Raw genomic sequence first — 18,119 nt, 5'->3', positions numbered from 1 at the left:
GTTGGAGGGGATTCGCATGTCAAACGCATTAAAATGGGCGGGCTATTTCGCCATTATTACCGGAATCATCATCGCCATTTACCTTATTACTTCGTTAAAGGTAATCGACATAAACGCAATTGACTATCAATCACCGCACCCTTATCGCTGGCTATACGCTTCCCTAGTCCTCGCAGTCACAATGCCAACCGGTCTAATGTCGGTCGCTGCCTCGAGCTTCGTCGAAAAGAAATTCACCGACTACACTTACGACGCGAAAGAACGGAAAAATGAATCGTATCATAACCGCCCATTTTATTAAGCCTTGGCGTACCTGCCGTGGCTTTTTTAGCTGAAATAGTTACTCTCGGTTTTCTTGGTTTGAAATATCCTATTTCGTTTCACCCCAATAAAAAACACCCGATTATTCGGATGCGTACTTAATTATTCCATGTAAATAAACCGAGTATTCTCGCTGTATACACTCTCTTAACTTGATTTTTCCTTCACTTTCTAATTCTCCAACCCATTCTTCAATCTTTTTTTCATCTTCTTTTGTAGCCTTAGGAATCTCTGTTGAAAAGAAATTACCTCGACTTGCTTTGTGTAGATTTTTTAATAAACCAACTTTATTCATTGGGTCATCCCCTTTATCTATAATTTTCGACATAAAGGAGGTTTTCTCCTTTGATACCAATAATTTTCTCGAGTTTTCTTATTCAGCTAACGAGTGCTTTGTTAAATAAGATGTCATCAAAAAAGTCCTTTTTCTTTTGGTAAATTATCAAGGTTATTGTATAACAGATCTTTAAAAAAGAGTAGGTCGTTAAACCCACTCTACAAAACTAGGCAGCCGTAATAAGCCAGCCTTAGTTAGATTTCGGTATTTCACACGTAAACCAATCGGAGCTATATACGCAAAATCATCTGTTTCCTTTATGATTGGAGCGCGATACACTTTCGCTTTTTCACGCGTTAGCACACCGAGTTCCATCACGCCCATGTATTTTCCATCAGTGTCAGCTAATTGCCAGCCGAAATCCTTCGGTTGCTTACGGTAGCCAACAACGATTATATCAGCGTACTGGTAATTGATAACCTTCAGCCAGGAGTGCGATCTCTTGCCGACTTCGTAACGTGAATCTTTGCGTTTTAGAACAATTCCTTCGAGGTCTTGCGTATGTACAAACCCTAATTTATTAAAGGTAAAAGAACTTATGAAGAAATAGTTAGTAAATATCCTGAATATAAGTAGTCTTTTACAATATTGGACAATTTATAGTTGTATCTTCTCGTAGAAAAGGGAAATAAACGTGTACATAGGGGCTTCCTTCGGGAAGTCTTTCTTTTGTAAGCAATATTAAATAAAAATAACATGAAAAAAGGAATACAGCCACCGTTTAAGGTGACTGCTTAATGAGCGAACACTTAATTTATCAACTTTTTTGGCAAGTAAGATATGTATAAAAAATCTATCATTGAATGCCTCTTTAGATATTAAAATAAAAAATAAAATGTCCATTTTCTTTTAATTTGAGGAATTAAGACTCTGATTTCATTAATATTTAGATAAATAGTTTATTAGACAATTCCAGATAGCTTTTCATTCTCCTTTTTAATAAATAATTCATTGACCTTTACATGCGACGGAAGCAGCGGATGATGGCGAATGATGTGGACTGTTTTTTGGACACAATCCATTAAAGTTTTTCCTCCCTGTAACCATTCACTTACCGTACCCCTAGGAAATTCCGGCTTGGTATTACTAAAAAGATAATCCAGTGTTTGAATCTTATCCTTTAATTCTTTGTTTTTATTAATTTTGATCAGTATATCCTCAGTGTTCTTTTGATAATCATCTGTGAAGGCAACAACGATTTCTTCAACATTTTCCTGAAAGACCGTAATGATTATGTCCCTCACTAATTCGTCGAAGGGGTGTGAAATGACCAGTTGATTTCTTTGCAAGATAATCATATTTTCCTGATTGTTGGTTTCTTCTTTAATAAAACGTTCTAATTTATGATCCATACCAATCACATATAGTACTTTTTTCTTTTCATCTCTAGACATCAAATTCACCTCATTATTAATTTGTATTGTATTCTAAATAAGATTCTGATGCTTTCCTTTAGAAAAAGATATTTAAGCCTTGAATATATCCTTTTATTTCTAACATAATTTGCTTTGCAGATTGCTGGAAAGCTTAAAGACCATTGATCGTTCTCCAGTATGCGTACTAATATCGGTGTGAAAACTAATTACTTCTTCGCCTGTTATCGTTAAGATAATTTCCTTTAAATCAGCCAGACCGGATTCCACCAAACTGTTGCGATATTCTTTTACTGATAACAATCCTTCTTTATCCCGACATACTTCATATTCTGCAGGAGTTAAAATAGCTCCAAGAATCACAATCACCATATCCCGTAATATATCTGATTTAACTGATACGGAGCCTCGTCCAAGATAATTTTTCTCCCAATGTGTTAAAGCTTTGCTTATTTCAGCTTCAAGAATTCCTTTTGATTTTTCCATACCGATTCCTTTTCCTTTATTCAAAGTTACATTCATAGATGGCCAAACACATGGCCAAACATTGCCTATAATATTCAAAAAACAATCTATTTTATCAACGTAACACTATCTTTTAGAAAGCTATTTACCATTGCTTTAAGAACTGAAAAGAAAAGCAGCCCAATCAAGGACATTATATAAAAACCAGGAATTGTTAAGACCAACTCTCCCAGTGTCCTTCCGGGTCAATGGACGCAAGCCGAATCCATCCGTTTTTCACTTTTTGCTGAAAGGCATGATCGTGGTCGAGCATCCTTTTTACATATTCCTTTGGCGCTTGGATGACCACCAGCAAACGTAGTGGCTCATGATATGCCTCTTCATCTGATTTCATCACAGATTGCCAGGGAAGTCCGGATAGTAAGTCACTAGCGTTCCCTTGCATGACCCCGAGCCCAGCTGTCAAGGTTTGGGTTGTTTTATTCCCGCTTCCATAATAATGAGGGGCAACAGTAGATGCATAATATTGCAGATTAATCCATTGAGCTACCGTTGCAGGTCCGGAAATAATGTTTGCTAGAATATGACCGTTTTTATCCTTCTTCCAGTTATAATTATTGAGGAAAACTCTTCCACCCAAATTGCAACCTTGGGTCAGCCAACGTTCCCCGATGATAAACGCAGCGTTGCGCGCTAAACCCCATTCCGGACGCACCTCACTCCAATCTTCTGAAAGTCGTTGAGCCTCAGCCTTTGGACTTTTAAGATGGGGTCCGATATTTGGCAATTGCGGAATCCTCTCAGAATTGGCTTCCTCACTCACCTTTGGCAACTCGGCCTGGACACGATAAAATGCTTTCTTAGCTTCATCTGATAGTTCTGGAATGTAAAGCCAACGCAATTCATCAAGTGTGGTAATATGCTCAGCAGCTGCAAAAACGGTATCTTTAGGAATAATTATTCCCTCTGTTTCAAGGCTCTTCCTTACGGTTGGCAGATTGCACAATGCTGCCAGTACTCTTGCATTGAATCCGCTTGAGGCTCCTCCACATGCACCGCAGTCGAGTGCGGAACTATATGGATTGTTCGTGCTGTGACTTCCATGTCCGCAAATAACCACTAGTGGTGCAAAATGATCGGTGAGGCCCATCATTATTAGTGCCTGCCTTACGTAGTGTACTTTTTCTTTCACCGAAAAGCCAGTTGGCAAAGCTTTTTCAAATGTTTGCGTATGGTCAAGCAAGAGTTCCGTGGATGGTTTATGTAGCCATCTTTCGTGCAATTTCCTTAATGTCCGTCCTGCACTCCTAGGCACAAAGCTGCGAGCGAGAGATTGCAAGCTGAGCCAAGGACCGCTAATTTCCGGCAATACCATACTGGAAATCAGATTATGTTTCATCGCATTAAATGTATAACCTATTGAATTGACTACATGATGCCGTTGTTGATAGGATTCAGACTCCGGTGAAAACTCTTTTATTTTGTATTGCGGTTTAAACATTACAGGCAAAGAGTTATGCGTATGGTTACTGCCAAGCTCGTAGGTTTCTATCGGTAATCCGAAAAAGCCTGCTGTTCCAAAAGTCTTAAATTCTCCTCCTTTTTCAAGTTTGCGGCGAAAAGGCTCTGAACGAACATCAATACAAAATACAAACTGAGCCAGTTCCGGCTTTATGTTTTCCGCCTCTTCTGCCGTCTGTTGGGATATAAGCATCTTCTTTAATTGGTCCTCATATGTTTTTTCCCATGCTTCAAGCCATAGTCGATTGCGTTGAATCTTATCAAAACGATATGCAAGGGTCAAACATGCCTTTATTTCTGTAGACGATAACTGAGACCAAGCATTGATTGACAGGTTCCCCCATTCGGCCCAGGCCGTAATCAATGGTTCTAAATGTACTTTATTGTTTCTTTTTTCAGGCAAGGGAAGAAAGGGTTTAACTAAAGCCCATTCCATCGATATTCGGACGGCTAAATACTCAAGTAGTAGCGAACTTTCTTCGGTCGATTGCTGCGAACGCCAAAGCATCATGCCACTCCAGCCCGGTAATGCAAGGAAATGGCCTTCAAAATATTCTTGAATTTCTGAAAATCGAATTTCTAGTGCGAACAAAACTTCCATTAATGCAGCATCAGCTTCTTCCGGCAAATCACTTAATTGTTTACGGACCTTACGGCTAAGTGCCGGGTCGTGCTGGACTAATTTCCGCCACGCACGATAGAAACCTTCTTCACGATTTGGCATCGACCAGACAGCTTGGGACTCATCAAGAAACAATTTACACCACTTGATAATATTGCAGTTAAGATCGTGAGCTGCATTTACCCTTCCCAGCTGTTCCAAGCGTTGGCTATAGGTTTTGACCGAATGTTTTTCGGTCATTTGGGATGTAAAACGGTTTAGTTTTCTTGCCATACTTTTTAACTTAGGTTCTTCCATAGTGCTGGAAGGTAGTTGCTTTTGCATTAGTGCAGCTCGGCAGAACCGCTCTGCGACCTCATACGGCAACTCCAAAGATTGTGTGTTTAGCCAATGTTGAAGTCCATTTTCTAAAAAATCCTGATGAATCTCGCCTCGTTCCCAAGCAGATTGAAATACGGAGTCATTAGGATAGATATCTATATCACAAGTATCTTTGAGCCAGTAAGCCGTTTTTTCAAACGTTTGTCCCTCCAAGCCTACCCAGGGGTTACGTGCTGCAAATGTGTTAATTGGCCCGAGCGGTACAATAACCCTGCTGGCCGATTTCACTAAGTCAATAAGATCAAAATCAAGACTATCAGGCAGCTTTTCCCAATGTAATGTTTTTGCTAATGTTGTATTCATCGTAAATGACCTCCTCTAAAGAATGATTGTGTCAAATATTTAGGATGACTTTCTATCAAATTATTTTGAGGCTCACCCAATCGTACAAGCCAAAGATAAATAACAAAATAGGCAGCTGATGAACGATTACGAGCAAGCCATGCACCTGCAGCACTTCCGGCCAATAAAATAATCAGAAGTAAAATTGCCGCCGGTTCCGGTGGTTGCATTCCCTTCGGGATTGAATTTTGTAATACACCATAAAAAGCATCATGTACGAAATTATATACAATTGCCGCTACTGCAAATAAAGAAAATCCTGCAATCCGCGCGATATGTCCAGAACCAAAAGCCACGAGCTGGGTCCAGGCTAATGAAACTGACCACCCTAAGGTAAGAGCGCTTATGATTTGATAATTCTCTCCAGATGAAGATAGCCAAAGACCAATTGCCACCAGGAGGCCTAAAATCCCTCCTGTGATTGTCCATAATAATGACAATGGCTGGTATGACTCTGATGTTGGCTTCTTGTGATGTTGAAGCGTAGAGCCAGCCTGTAAGAAAAGAGTTGACTTAAATAGACCATGTAAGACAGCGTGGATAATGGCAGCCAAAAAAGCACCTAATGCACATTGGATTAACATAAACCCCATCTGTGCAATCGTAGACCCAACAAGCTGTCGTTTATAATCAACCTGGACCAGCATAATTCCGGTACCTGTCATGACTGAAACACTAGACACTAAAAGTAAAACGATTTGGGTAATATCTCCACTAAAAAGCGGAGAGAACCGAGTCAAGATAATTCCGCCAGCATTCACTAATCCCGCATGCATTACCGCGGATACAGGAGTTGGAGCTACTACTGAATTCAATAGCCAGCGTTGGAAAGGCCACTGTGCTGCCGGAATTACGACAGCCAAGATTAGCATCAGGCTAATACAAGTCCTTTCCCATAAATCAAGCTGTGTAAGACTGCTTTTTGTGAGGACAAGCGACAACTGCCAATGCCCAGTGGATTGGGTTACCCAGATTACAGCTCCAAACAGTATAAGCCAGCTTATTGCAAATAGTCGTCCTGATTGTTTAGCTGCGTTTCTAGCAACACTCCACTCCTTTTTTAATCTTATCAGTAGTATTAGCCCCAGGAGTGTAACCCCCCAGCAAATCAGCAACAGGCGAAGATCATTACTTAGCCAGACAACTGAATCAGCAGTAATAGTAATAGTCAGCAAGGCAAAATATTTTCGATAGGAACGATCACCAAGGAAGTAACGAACAGAATAGCACTGCACGATAAAACCGATGGTAAGGACAAACAATACCAGCATCCATGATAAGGAATCAAGCCACCAGGGACCATAAATTATGGTCTCCTTGGTAGTAACAAGGACCATTAGGGCAGCCAGTGGAGGCAACAATGTGATACCGATGTGAAGCCGAACAAAAGACAGTGGAACCCTTGGATATAACAGGAACAGTGCACTAAGCACCGATATCGCAAGCAATACAAAAAATATTTCTGGCAGGGAATTTAACATTTTACTTCCCTCCATCCGTGGATAGTATAAACCAACATTATGAAAATATGACTTTGACCGATTTCCTTCATTACGCTGCATTCCTTTCTGTTTTATTAATAAAAAAAACCGACAATTTTTAAGCATAATGGTCAAAACCATTAAACTTTGAAAATTGTCGGTTTACTTTTAACGGGCCATTCAGGCCTTTTAATAGTCTACCTAATTATGTAATATAGTATTCATACTTAAGAGGTATATTTACAGATTACCCTTTTGTTATAGATTTACTTTTTCATTGAATCAATAGATAGTTATTAACCTTATGCTAAAGTAATCTATTTAGTTAGGGAAATCATTTAATCAATTTATTTATGAAATGAATTTTACTATTAATGAAAAATTATGTCAAGTTGTAATTTGGTTCAAACTTACTGGGTCTCCGAGTAATTCATCCTATCCATTTACATACATACTTTCTTTCCAATCACTGTCCACGAAGATAAAGCTATTTACCTTCCACCAACCCGATTGTAATTCATTTGTAGGATCTGTTATTGGCACAATACGGGCTTTTCTAGTCTTTGTATCCATTGCTTCAAGGAAAATTTCGCCCGTATCTATATTAACGTTCTCCCGCTTCATTGCGCAAAGCTCTGAAATGCGCACTAGCGAATCTAAAAGTACATAAATGATTACCTTATTTCTGAATCCTGTATATGTTGAATCGTCAATGACATCCATCATCCTCATAACTTCAGCGGGTGTGAATGATTCTAACGTATCCTCAGGTATTTCTTCGGCTTGAAATCCTCATGGATAGGCTCAGTAATCCATTCCTTCTTATGACTTACCTAATGAATGCCCTTATATTACGAATGCGAATATTAACTGTCATAGGGGAAAGTTCCTTATCAATGAAGCATATACCCTACATATCCTTGGAAATCCTCTGCAGCAACGTTCTCATTCGTCGTTTCTTCACCAAGAAAACCTTTGAGATAGGCATAGTTATTGTAGTACTCATCAAGCGTCCTAGGTGCTAATCCTTCTGTTTTCTTAGCGGTCATAAACTTATTAAACATCTGATCCAATGTCAGGATATTGGAATTTGCCTTTGTTTTCGTTTTGCTTCCCTCTCTAATCTTACCTAGTTTCGGCTTTACCTTCTTTGGAATAACCTTTGATTGCATAAATTTAACCTCCAATAAATAATTATTTGGAGGTTGAAGGAAACGTTCCCTACAGTCTCTGTTACAGCCCCTCTACAGTCTTGTCAGTAGATAGGGGTATGACTGTGAAGGAATATGTATAAACTATCATTAAAATAAAATTAAGAAAACCCTTGATACATCAACTTTTTGGCGGGACTGCGTGGGAATCGAACCCACCAGACCTGGCACGCAGGTCTCAAGCAGTTTTGAAGACTGTGGAGGACACCAGTACCCCATTCAGCCCCAAGATTTTAATATATCAATATAGTTGTAACTATATCAACAAAAGCTATCTTATCCAATAGATTTCATCATTTGTTATCATATTACAATGGAAAATGATTATTATCAATACATACCGCGTTTTTGTCATTTTTTCGACAAGCTTTTCAATTGTCAATAAGGAATTCATAAATTGATTGGAGATTACTATACCAGCAGAAGAACATCAGGTAAAATTTATACAATTACGTCCAATACTTGTCTATCCTTATAAAAAAAGATTATAATAAGATGAAAAATAGTTATTTATGTAGGTGAATAGAATGCTTCATGGTTGGTTTTTATGGTTTATCCTGTTCTGGGTAGTTTTCCTAGTTGGTTCTTTTGCCATCGGTGGATTTTTTATGTTCCGGAAGTTTTTGAAAAAGATGCCGAAAGAAGATGGCAAGTCAGTTATGGATTGGGAAGAACATTATGTTAATGAATCCCGTCATTTGTGGGGACCCGAGGAGAAAGTGCTCCTTGAGGATTTAGTCAGCCCTGTTCCCGAACTTTTCCGTGATGTGGCCAGACATAAGATTGCAGGAAAAATTGGCGAAATCGCCTTAAAAGAAAAAGCTCCAAAAATTACTCAAGATTTAGTTATTCGGGGCTATATTCAAGCAACACCAAAGAGAGATCATAAATTCTTACGCAAAAAGCTGTTTGAAAATCGGATTGATGTCGCTCCCTTTGAGCACCTATTTTAACCGTCTAGATAATAGACGGTTATTTATTTTCAATAAAAAAACTGATCCAATAAAGGACCAGTCTCTCTCTTTACTATATCTGTTTCCCACCATGCAGCTGTTTGAACAGTTTTTTATAGTCCAAATACATCGCGATCCGCCAAGGCACAATCATTGAATAGGCCAGAAGGAAGAACATACCGCTTAGTTCTCCAATATCGATGGTTGCACTTAGCACCGACTTCATGACAAGACGTACAACTAATAGCCCAACTAATATAAAGAAAAATGCTTTGGAGCGTTTTAGATAAATATCATTATCGCGAATCTCAAACTTCGAGGTTTTAATAAGTAAAATAGAGAATAGCATCCCCACAATTGCTGCCTCGATCATTTCTGCTCCAGTTAATCTAAATTGCGGTTCAATATACATTAATGCCCCGCTCGACATGAACAGAGGCGGTAGAATTATTTTACGAGCATTGGTGGGTTTTTTTGCGGCTTTCATCCGGACTACTAGGGCCAGACTACCCATAAACACCGCTCCAATTGAAGAAGCAAGAACTATGTTCATTAGATTCATTCCTTATCTAATTTATTTACTACCCCATTATAACTCAAATAAATGGATTTGAAAAAAATTATCTCAATAAAATAGAACCCATTTTTACCAACCTTGTTATTGATACAAAAAGGGAAAAACCTCCTCAGGAATTTTCCCTTACATACAATATTTATATTTTTATATATTTAGAACCCTGTAAAGCCACCAAACAAATTTGAAAAAATCGAAATGATTTTTGTCATCCAGTCAAAGAATAAGACAATCCCCATGACAATCATTATGTAACCACCAATTTTGACGATTTTCCCGCTGTTCTTCTTAATCCAATTCATGCGGCCAAGGAAAAATGAAAGAATAAAGAAAGGAATCGCAAAACCTAGCGAGTATGCAATCATATACATCATCCCAGAACCAGGATTAGTCGCTGCTAAGGAGATAACAAATGAAAGAATTGGTCCGGTACAAGGTGTCCATCCAGCTGCAAACGCCATCCCAATTAAAACGGAACCAAAATAGCCAGAAGGACGATTTTTAAATTCAATACGGCGATCCTTCATCATAAACTTCGGATTTAAAATTCCAACGATCACTAAACCAAAGAAAACAATAAAAATTCCGCCGAGTTGACGAATTAGATCTTTATACTGTAAAAAAAAGCTTCCTAGAAACGAAGTTCCAAATCCAATTGCAATAAAAATAATTGAAAAGCCTAGTAGAAAAAATAAGGTGTGGAGTAAACTCCGCCTTTGAAGCATGGCATTTTCACTTTTTAACTCCCCAACAGACATCCCTGTGATATATGAGAGAAATGCAGGATAAAGCGGCAAACAACAGGGTGAAATAAAACTTAAAAATCCTGCCCCTAATGCTAAAAATATATTTACATCTGACATATTAACACTCCCACTATAGTCGATACGTTTCTATTCTAACAAATGTTTGTTGTAAATGATAATGTTGACCTTGAATATTTTGTGTCGCACTCGTTTTTTATTTCTCCTTTCCAATATTCCTCCTAACTATTTATATGCATAAATTGGATGGGTATTTATTTACAATTCTCTTTGAAAAAATTTACAACATAGGTTATACTAGTAAAACCAATTGAAATTTGGTATATTAGTATTCTGTTTTAACCAAAATTTAGGGGTTACTCTGGAAAGGAAATCGGCCGTGACAAAGGATGATTTAGTTACATTAATTGAAAAAAAACGAGCTGAATTAATTCAAGTCGCTACTAGCAACGGCTTGACATCCTCCGTTGCGATTCGCTACAGCCAGGAGCTTGACCACCTCTTAAATGAATATCATCGTATATATATAAAAAAGGTTCCATCATCAGCTTGTTAAGAAAAAACTCCTATAAAAATACGAAAAGCCTGGCAGCGCTGCCAGGCTTTCTTCATTAATTCACAACATCCATACTCTCTACCACTCCATTTTGTAAAAGGAACATTTTATGGTATAACCCACCTAGAGCGAGGAGTTCCTGGTGTGTTCCCCTTTCAACAATTTCTCCTTGGTGCAAAACTAAGATTAAATCAGCATCTTGAATCGTTGACAGCCGATGAGCAATCGCAATGGTGGTTCGCCCTTTTCGCATTTTGGAGAGGGCCGTTTGAATAGCTTCCTCTGTTTCCGTATCAATATTGGCTGTTGCTTCATCAAGGACCAATATTTTAGGATTGGTCGCAATCGTTCTAGCAAAGGCGATTAATTGCCTTTGACCGCTAGAAAAAGTGGTCCCTCTCTCTACTACTTTATGGTCAAATCCATCGTCCAATTTTTCTATAAAGGTATGGGCCTGGACAAACCTCGCCGCCTCTTCCACTTGTTCGTCCAACATGTCATTGGCATGCAGGCGTATATTGTCCTTTACCGTCCCGAAGAATAAAAATGGATCCTGTAAAACGAGGCCCATTTTCTCTCGGAGCTCTGTTTTGGTGAAATTTCGGATAGAATGACCATCAATGAATATGTCTCCCCGTTCATATTCATAGAACCGCATCAACAAATTAATGATTGAGCTTTTCCCGCTACCGGTATGACCAACTAGGGCGACGGTTTCGCCAGGTTTAGCCGTGAATGAAATAGATTTAAGCACATCCTGTTTCCCATTATAGGAAAAACTCAAATCTTTAAATTCAATTTTTCCTTGCTCAATCGCTAGAATGTTCTCTTCCTTTTGGGCAGGTGCTAACTCAGATTCATCTAATAATTTAAAGACGCGTGATCCAGCGACAATTGCTTGCTGGTACAAGGAAAGTCTCATCATCATTTGATTAACCGGTTCAAAAAAACGATCCAGATAGTTGATAAAGGCATATAAAACTCCGATTTCAATCACATGGTTCAAAGAAGTGAGCCCAAAATATGATAACACAATGATTAATGCTAAAACGTAAATCAAATCAATCGCTGGCCTTAACAGAAGGCCGTCAATTTTAAGATTCTTCATTCCTGCCTCATAGTGCTGGTCATTTATCATTCCAAATTCAGCACGCAGTCTTTTTTCCTGACGAAACACTTGAATGATGCCCATTCCTGATAAAGATTCACTTAACTTGGCATTCAACTGGCTCAGTCGTTCACGCATATCAAGGTAGAATCGTGAACTTAACTTTCGATAGAGGTTCATAACAAATAACAGCATTGGAAGGATAATAATGCATAATAATCCAAGTTTGATATTCAAGATAAACATCGCGATAAAAATCCCCGATAATAAAAACCCACCTTGGATAAACGTTGCAATGACTGTGACAAACATGTCTTTAATCGCTTCGGTATCATTCGTTACCCTAGAGACAATACTTCCGGCAGGTGTTTGATCAAAATATTTCAGCCCAAGTGACTGAACTTTAGAAAAAACATCTATTCGAAGCTGTTGAATAATTTTTAAAGCTAGCTCTTGGAATTTTACAAATTGAAAAAACATTAGAATGGCTTTGATGATTTGAATCCCCATATATGTGGAGCCAAGGATTAATAGAGGCTGAAATTCAAGCTTTCCGGGTGTTAAATAATCATCGATAAAAATTTTGACTAGGATCGGAAGGACAATATCACCGATGGTCGTTAATAATAGAAAGATAAATGCCATTCCTATCAGTTTTTTATGTGGTTTCGTGTAGGACAGCAGCCGAAATAATATATTTCGTTGTTCACGGTCAGAAAGATGTATTTTCTCTTCCATATTAATGTCCTCCATGCTCGACCAGCTCTTCTAGCTGCTGGCGTATATACATTTGCTTATACCATCCGCCCATTTCCATTAATGCCTGATGGGTGCCTCTTTCGACAATCTTACCTTCTTCGAGAACGAGAATGAGATTGGCATGTTGAATCGCACTTAATCGATGGGATGTAATTATGGTTGTTTTTCCTTCCCGGTTTTCTCTTAACGAAGAAAGAATGGCTTCTTCTGTTTTTGCATCTACTGCAGATAAAGAATCGTCGAGGACCAATACTTCTGGATTCATCAAAATAGCCCGGGCAATCGAAAGCCTCTGTTTTTGCCCGCCAGATAATGACACCCCCCTCTCCCCAACAACCGTATGATACCCTTCCGCAAATTGAAGGATATCATCATGGATATTCGCTAACTTTGCGGCATTCTCTATTTCCTCTATCGTGGAGTTAGGATTTGTAAAGGCGATGTTTTCACCGACTGTAGCCGAAAACAAAAAGTGATCTTGCGGTACATAACCAAACGCCTCACGTAATTTTTCAAGTTTGTAGGCCTGAAGTTTCTTTCCACCAAAAGTAATTTCCCCTTGATAACTATCAAACTCACGAATGAGCAGCTTTAATAGTGTTGTTTTCCCGGCTCCCGTTTTACCCACTATACCGAGTGTTTCCCCGGCATGTAGAGAAAAGTTAATATCCTTTAAAACTGGTTCCGTTTCATTTGGGTAGGTAAACTTCTCAAGGTCGAATTTTATTTTTCCTGCCGGCACTACGTTTAAAGCATCCTCCTGATCGGTAATATCTACTTTTTCCTGAAGGAGCAAGGTGACACGGTCATAGGAAGCCCTGCCTCGCTCAACAATATTAAACAACCAGCCAAATGCAAGCATCGGCCAAATAAGTAACCCCAAATATGTAGTAAACGAGAGTAATTGTCCAATCGTTAGTTCCCCATTAAGGACATATCTAGAACCAAATACAATCGATAAAAAGAAAGAAATCCCCACAATAATTGATATCGTTGGATCAAACAGTGAATCAATTTTAGCAACACTAATATTTTTTTTGACAACATCTTCTGATTTCTTCCGAAAATCCTCGATATCTTCGTTTTCCTGACCAAACGTCTTAATCACTTTAATCCCAGTAATACTTTCCTGTGTTTTATCATTTAAGGACGAGAAAGCTTCTTGTGCCTGATAAAAGGTTCGATGAAGCATTGTTCCAAACCAACTCGTAAGGATGACCATAAAAGGCATAGGAATCAAACAAATTAAGGTAAGTTTCCAGCTGATTGTAAATGCCATCGCACAGATCACAAAGCCACCAGTTGACAGCGAATCAACCAACGTTAACACGCCAACACCAGCTGTTTGCTGAATTGCTTGCAGATCATTTGTAGCATGAGCCATCAAATCGCCAATTCGACGCTTTTGGTAGAATGATGGAGACATATTTGTAAAATGCTGATACAGTCGATTCCGAAGCAGTCTACTGAGCTTTACAGATGACCCAAAAATCATCACTCTCCAATAATAGCGGAGAACATACATAGCCAGGCCTACTGCAACAAGAGCCCCTATCCACTGAAGGAGGATTCCCTTTGTCATAGTCCCATCCTTAATTTCGTCAGCGATGATTCCAATGACCTTTGGCGGCACTAACTGAAGGACAGCTACAAGCATTAAGATGAATATCCCTGAAATATAAGCTTTTTTCTCTTTTTTAAAATACCATGCTAAGTCTAAAAATACTTTCATCCAACCGCCCCCAAAACACAAAAAAATATATTGTTGTCAGGTAAAATAATCCATTTACTGGAGTTTCATTTTACCAAATATTATCAAGATAAGAAAGATTAAGAATACTTATTGAGGACGAAAAAACATAAGGATCTTCCTTTATGAAAATAAAAACCACCTGTCGGAATTTAATAAATTCAGAAAGGTGGTTAATTATTGTCTGATCGGATCGTGTTCGCTTGTCCGTTTATTTAGATTGTTGCTTGTTCATGGCAGCCATCATTTGGTTGATCTTCTTTTGTGATGGTTTTTGTCCCATTTGCATCATCATCATTTTCAGCATTTGTTCATTGATAGGCGGATTTTTCTTTAAGTAGCTCATCATATATTTACGAGCAATGAAAAATCCTAGTGCTACACCAGCTGCTAGTGCCAGTATACCAACTAGAACGTAATACATATTCAACTTCCTCCTTCGTGTTGTCTACCATACAGTGTACTAAATAAAACACGATTAGACAATATCTGCAATCAGATAAATTTTCTTTCTTTTATCGGTTTTAACCAGCCATATCTTTGATGTTCAAGGTCAAGCGCTAAAAAAGAAGACTCACATTTTCTTAATACTTCAAAAAAGGCAGTCTCGGCTTCATAGCTTCCTTGTGCATCAATAGTAATTAAGTCTTGGAATACCTCTAACTTTGCCGTACTTAGTTTTCCGCTTAATTCCATCGAATATGCACCATTTTCAGCTTTAAAACCCTTGATTTTTCCAAGTTGCTTTAGAATAAGCTGATGAATCTTTAGCGCCTCGACTTTTCTGGTTATATAGGAAATTTGTTTTTGGGTTATAAATTTAAATTCACCGTTTGCTTTATGATTCTCTTGAAAAAGCTGAAAAAACAATCGCTCTCTTCCGAAGTAATGGGTCGCAAATTCATCTTCTATTAAATATAGTTGATATTTTCTCACCACTGTTCTCTCCTTCGTTGGTTACCCTTTTTACTATTATAAAAAAAGACAAGCGAAACTTTTGTCTTACGGCGCCAAAAACTTCCACTATTTTTGTCGATTGTAAGAATTGCAAGCTATTTTTATATATTTCGGTAGATTTTATGAATTTTCCTGCAGCAATATCTTTGTGCATATTTGTGCAAAGATTATCTGCCCCAACAAAAAAAGAGAACGGATAAATCCGCTCTCCTTAAAATTACGATTTTATTTTTGTAAAAGTGCCTTCACACGTGCCACAACGTTATCTACGGTAAATCCGAATTCTTCCATAATCTTTTCTCCTGGTGCAGAAGCTCCAAAATGATCAATCGCTAATACATCGCCTTCGTCACCTGTATATTTGTGCCAGCCAAACGATGAGCCAACTTCAATTCCAAGACGTTTTTTCACACCTCTTGGTAAGACAGAGTCTTTGTATTCTTGGGATTGTTGCTCGAAGCGATCCCATGAAGGCATACTTATGACTGAAGCATGAACCCCTTCTCCAGCAAGTGCTTTTTGAGCTTCCACTGCAAGACTTACTTCAGATCCAGTTGCTAAAAGCAATGCATCTGGAGTTTCTCTTTCAGAAGGAGATACCACATAGGCGCCCTTAGAAACACCCTCATAAGCATTGGTATCAGTATTTTTTAATGTAGGTAAATCCTGACGAGTTAACACAAGTGCAGTTGGTTTGTCTGTTGACTCAACAGCAAGCTTCCAAGCTGCCGCTGTTTCGTTTCCATCTGCTGGGCGAATGACTGAAATTCCTGACATTGCACGTAATGCCGCCAATTGTTCTACCGGTTCGTGCGTTGGTCCATCTTCCCCAACAGCAATACTATCATGCGTAAATACATAGGTAACAGGTAATCCCATTAACGCAGCTAGTCGAATCGCCGGACGTAAGTAATCAGAGAAAACAAAGAATGTTCCGCCAAAAACTTTTACTCCGCCATGAAGAGCGATCCCGTTCATTGCAGCACCCATTCCAAATTCACGAACACCAAACCAGATATTGCGGCCTTCATAAGAACCTGGCATAAAGTCTTTCGTACCTTTGATCATCGTTTTGTTAGAGCCTGCAAGATCTGCTGAGCCCCCAATAAAAATAGGTAGATTTTTAGCAATGCCATTAATTACTTCACCTGATGAGGCACGGCTTGCAAGGCTTTTCCCTTCACTATAAACAGGGATATCCTTGTCCCAACCCTCTGGAAGTTCATTATTTAATGCTTGCTCAAGCTGAGCTGCTAATTCAGGGTATTCATTTTTATATTGAGCGAAAAGGTCATTCCACTCTTTTTCCTTTTTCTCACCATTTTCAACGATAAGCTTTTGGAAGTTATCATAGACTTCTTGTGGTACATGGAAATCTTCTTCAAAAGTCCATTTATAGGATTCTTTAGTAAGTTTTAATTCATCAGCACCAAGTGGTGAACCATGAACACCTGATGTACCCGCACGATTTGGAGAACCATAACCGATTACTGTTCTTACTTCAATCATTGTTGGTCGTTCTAAATCATTTCTTGATTCTTCAAGCGCTTTTGCGATTTCTTCTAGATTGTTTCCGTCCTCCACACGAAGATATTGCCAGCCGTAGGATAGGAAGCGATCTTTGACACTTTCTGAAAAAGACTTATTTAAATCACCATCTAGAGAGATATCATTTGAATCATAAAGGACCACTAATCTTCCTAGTTTCAAGTGCCCCGCGAGTGAAGCTGCCTCTGCAGAAACACCTTCCATCAAATCTCCATCTCCACAAATACTGTATGTAAAATGGTTCACAAGTTCATACTTATCTTTATTATAAACACTTGCAACATGGCGTTCTGCCATTGCCATTCCCACTGCCATTGCAATCCCTTGTCCAAGTGGACCAGTTGTTGCTTCTACACCTTCTGTGTGGCCGTATTCAGGGTGACCAGGTGTTTTTGAGCCCCATTGACGGAATTGTTTTAAGTCATCCATGCTTAAATTGAAACCAGACAAGTGAAGCATGCTGTATAACAACGCTGACCCATGTCCAGCAGATAAAACAAAACGATCACGGTTAAACCAACGTGGATTCTTCGGATTTTGGTTCATGAAACGAGTCCATAAAGTATACGCCATTGGCGCTGCACCCATTGGCATCCCTGGGTGTCCAGAGTTAGCTTTCTCGATTGCATCAATCGAAAGAGTTCGGATCGAGGTAACTGATAAATCATCAATAGTATTAAACATGAATTACATCCTTTCCTAATGACTAGGTACTAAGTACATTTCAATTTTATATTGATACTGTGGTTTATTCAACAAATAGCATAATAATAAAGAACAAAATCCGCTTTATTTTTTAGTTTGACTCAGAAAATGCCGCTCTATGTAAAAAAGGGATACGAAAATTGTATCCCTGAATTTTTAGTGAAGTGTATTTTTTTTCCTAGCTTTGATTTTTTCTGGTGTGACATCATTTCCCTTAGGATCAATAAACTTAGTGTTGGTAAGGGTATCAAGCATATTAGAACGAAATGCTGCCAAATATTCGCTTCTTAATTTTGATTGTTCTTTGGCTTCTGTTTCAGTCAATCCCGTTGCTTTTGCTTTTCTTGCCAACTCGTTAATTCTAGCCATTTTTTCTTTGGATAGCATGGAG

Annotated in this window: 19 protein-coding genes, 1 tRNA gene and 1 pseudogene; 3 read left to right on the top strand and 18 right to left on the bottom strand. The window is 38.6% G+C overall.

Features of this window, described 5'->3' with window-relative positions:
* The first annotated feature begins 16 nt into the window (after positions 1-16).
* A complete protein-coding gene (locus COJ96_RS07070) occupies positions 17-301 on the top strand; it encodes a hypothetical protein (RefSeq protein ID WP_098572254.1) in 285 nt (94 codons plus the stop codon).
* Positions 302-403: 102 nt separating this feature from the next.
* Here the strand turns inward: COJ96_RS07070 and COJ96_RS07065 are convergent, their stop codons facing one another.
* The 10 genes and pseudogenes from COJ96_RS07065 to COJ96_RS28500 all read right to left on the bottom strand — a co-directional run bounded on the left by COJ96_RS07065 (position 404) and on the right by COJ96_RS28500 (position 8,281).
* On the bottom strand, positions 404-616 hold the full coding sequence (locus COJ96_RS07065) for a hypothetical protein (RefSeq protein WP_180230010.1): 213 nt from the start codon (positions 614-616) through the stop codon (positions 404-406).
* A gap of 189 nt (positions 617-805) precedes the next feature.
* Positions 806-982: a hypothetical protein gene (locus COJ96_RS29175; protein ID WP_251456045.1), complete on the bottom strand. Its 177-nt coding sequence runs from the start codon at positions 980-982 to the stop codon at positions 806-808.
* A gap of 105 nt (positions 983-1,087) precedes the next feature.
* Positions 1,088-1,198: pseudogene (locus COJ96_RS29170) on the bottom strand (hypothetical protein); the annotation flags it as partial.
* A 362-nt stretch (positions 1,199-1,560) separates the two neighbouring features.
* The gene (locus COJ96_RS07055) at positions 1,561-2,052 is read right to left on the bottom strand and encodes a carbonic anhydrase (protein WP_098572252.1); all 492 of its coding nucleotides are present in this window, start codon (positions 2,050-2,052) and stop codon (positions 1,561-1,563) included.
* A gap of 99 nt (positions 2,053-2,151) precedes the next feature.
* Positions 2,152-2,517, bottom strand: coding sequence for a Na-translocating system protein MpsC family protein (locus COJ96_RS07050; protein WP_098572272.1), 366 nt, complete (start codon positions 2,515-2,517; stop codon positions 2,152-2,154).
* A gap of 193 nt (positions 2,518-2,710) precedes the next feature.
* Positions 2,711-5,323, bottom strand: coding sequence for a DUF2309 domain-containing protein (locus COJ96_RS07045; protein WP_098572251.1), 2,613 nt, complete (start codon positions 5,321-5,323; stop codon positions 2,711-2,713).
* Positions 5,320-6,858, bottom strand: coding sequence for an NADH dehydrogenase subunit 5 (locus tag COJ96_RS07040; protein ID WP_098572271.1), 1,539 nt, complete (start codon positions 6,856-6,858; stop codon positions 5,320-5,322). Before COJ96_RS07040 ends, COJ96_RS07045 begins: the two co-directional genes overlap by 4 nt.
* Before the next feature lie 420 nt (positions 6,859-7,278).
* Positions 7,279-7,569, bottom strand: a complete 291-nt coding sequence (locus tag COJ96_RS07035) for a site-specific integrase (protein ID WP_180230009.1) — start codon at positions 7,567-7,569, stop codon at positions 7,279-7,281.
* Positions 7,570-7,736: 167 nt separating this feature from the next.
* Positions 7,737-8,015: a type 2 periplasmic-binding domain-containing protein gene (locus COJ96_RS07030; RefSeq protein WP_098572249.1), complete on the bottom strand. Its 279-nt coding sequence runs from the start codon at positions 8,013-8,015 to the stop codon at positions 7,737-7,739.
* A 169-nt stretch (positions 8,016-8,184) separates the two neighbouring features.
* Positions 8,185-8,281 (bottom strand) — tRNA-Sec (locus COJ96_RS28500).
* Between the two features lie 300 nt (positions 8,282-8,581).
* Here COJ96_RS28500 and COJ96_RS07025 point away from each other — a divergent pair.
* Positions 8,582-9,007 carry a DUF2621 domain-containing protein gene (locus COJ96_RS07025; RefSeq protein ID WP_098572248.1) on the top strand — a complete coding sequence of 142 codons (426 nt, stop codon included), beginning with the start codon at positions 8,582-8,584 and terminating at the stop codon, positions 9,005-9,007.
* A 73-nt stretch (positions 9,008-9,080) separates the two neighbouring features.
* On the opposite strand, the gene COJ96_RS07020 is transcribed toward COJ96_RS07025, so the two are convergent.
* A complete protein-coding gene (locus COJ96_RS07020) occupies positions 9,081-9,560 on the bottom strand; it encodes a CcdC family protein (protein ID WP_098572247.1) in 480 nt (159 codons plus the stop codon).
* A gap of 176 nt (positions 9,561-9,736) precedes the next feature.
* Positions 9,737-10,444, bottom strand: a complete 708-nt coding sequence (locus COJ96_RS07015) for a cytochrome c biogenesis CcdA family protein (protein WP_098572246.1) — start codon at positions 10,442-10,444, stop codon at positions 9,737-9,739.
* A gap of 280 nt (positions 10,445-10,724) precedes the next feature.
* Here COJ96_RS07015 and COJ96_RS07010 point away from each other — a divergent pair, with 280 nt between their 5' ends.
* Complete coding sequence (locus COJ96_RS07010; RefSeq protein WP_098572245.1) at positions 10,725-10,901, top strand: aspartyl-phosphate phosphatase Spo0E family protein; 177 nt, start codon at positions 10,725-10,727, stop codon at positions 10,899-10,901.
* A 55-nt stretch (positions 10,902-10,956) separates the two neighbouring features.
* Here COJ96_RS07010 and COJ96_RS07005 read toward each other — a convergent pair whose 3' ends face one another.
* From COJ96_RS07005 to COJ96_RS06980, 6 genes are all read right to left on the bottom strand, one after another.
* A complete protein-coding gene (locus COJ96_RS07005; protein WP_098572244.1) occupies positions 10,957-12,747 on the bottom strand; it encodes an ABC transporter ATP-binding protein in 1,791 nt (596 codons plus the stop codon).
* A gap of 1 nt (position 12,748) precedes the next feature.
* Positions 12,749-14,500 (bottom strand): ABC transporter transmembrane domain-containing protein, encoded by a 1,752-nt coding sequence (locus COJ96_RS07000; protein WP_098572243.1) that lies wholly within the window; start codon positions 14,498-14,500, stop codon positions 12,749-12,751.
* Between the two features lie 229 nt (positions 14,501-14,729).
* Positions 14,730-14,942, bottom strand: coding sequence for a YneF family protein (locus COJ96_RS06995; protein ID WP_373561664.1), 213 nt, complete (start codon positions 14,940-14,942; stop codon positions 14,730-14,732).
* Positions 14,943-15,013: 71 nt separating this feature from the next.
* A complete protein-coding gene (gene sirA, locus COJ96_RS06990) occupies positions 15,014-15,454 on the bottom strand; it encodes a sporulation inhibitor of replication protein SirA (RefSeq protein ID WP_026566602.1) in 441 nt (146 codons plus the stop codon).
* Between the two features lie 246 nt (positions 15,455-15,700).
* The gene (gene tkt, locus COJ96_RS06985) at positions 15,701-17,707 is read right to left on the bottom strand and encodes a transketolase (protein ID WP_098572242.1); all 2,007 of its coding nucleotides are present in this window, start codon (positions 17,705-17,707) and stop codon (positions 15,701-15,703) included.
* 177 nt (positions 17,708-17,884) lie between these two features.
* Positions 17,885-18,115, bottom strand: coding sequence for a DUF896 domain-containing protein (locus tag COJ96_RS06980; protein ID WP_098572241.1), 231 nt, complete (start codon positions 18,113-18,115; stop codon positions 17,885-17,887).
* Positions 18,116-18,119: the final 4 nt, after the last annotated feature.

The organism is Bacillus sp. AFS073361 (assembly GCF_002567005.1).
In the GTDB taxonomy this organism is placed as follows: Bacteria; Bacillota; Bacilli; order Bacillales; family Cytobacillaceae; genus Neobacillus.
This window is presented reverse-complemented; position numbering and strand designations above follow the sequence as displayed.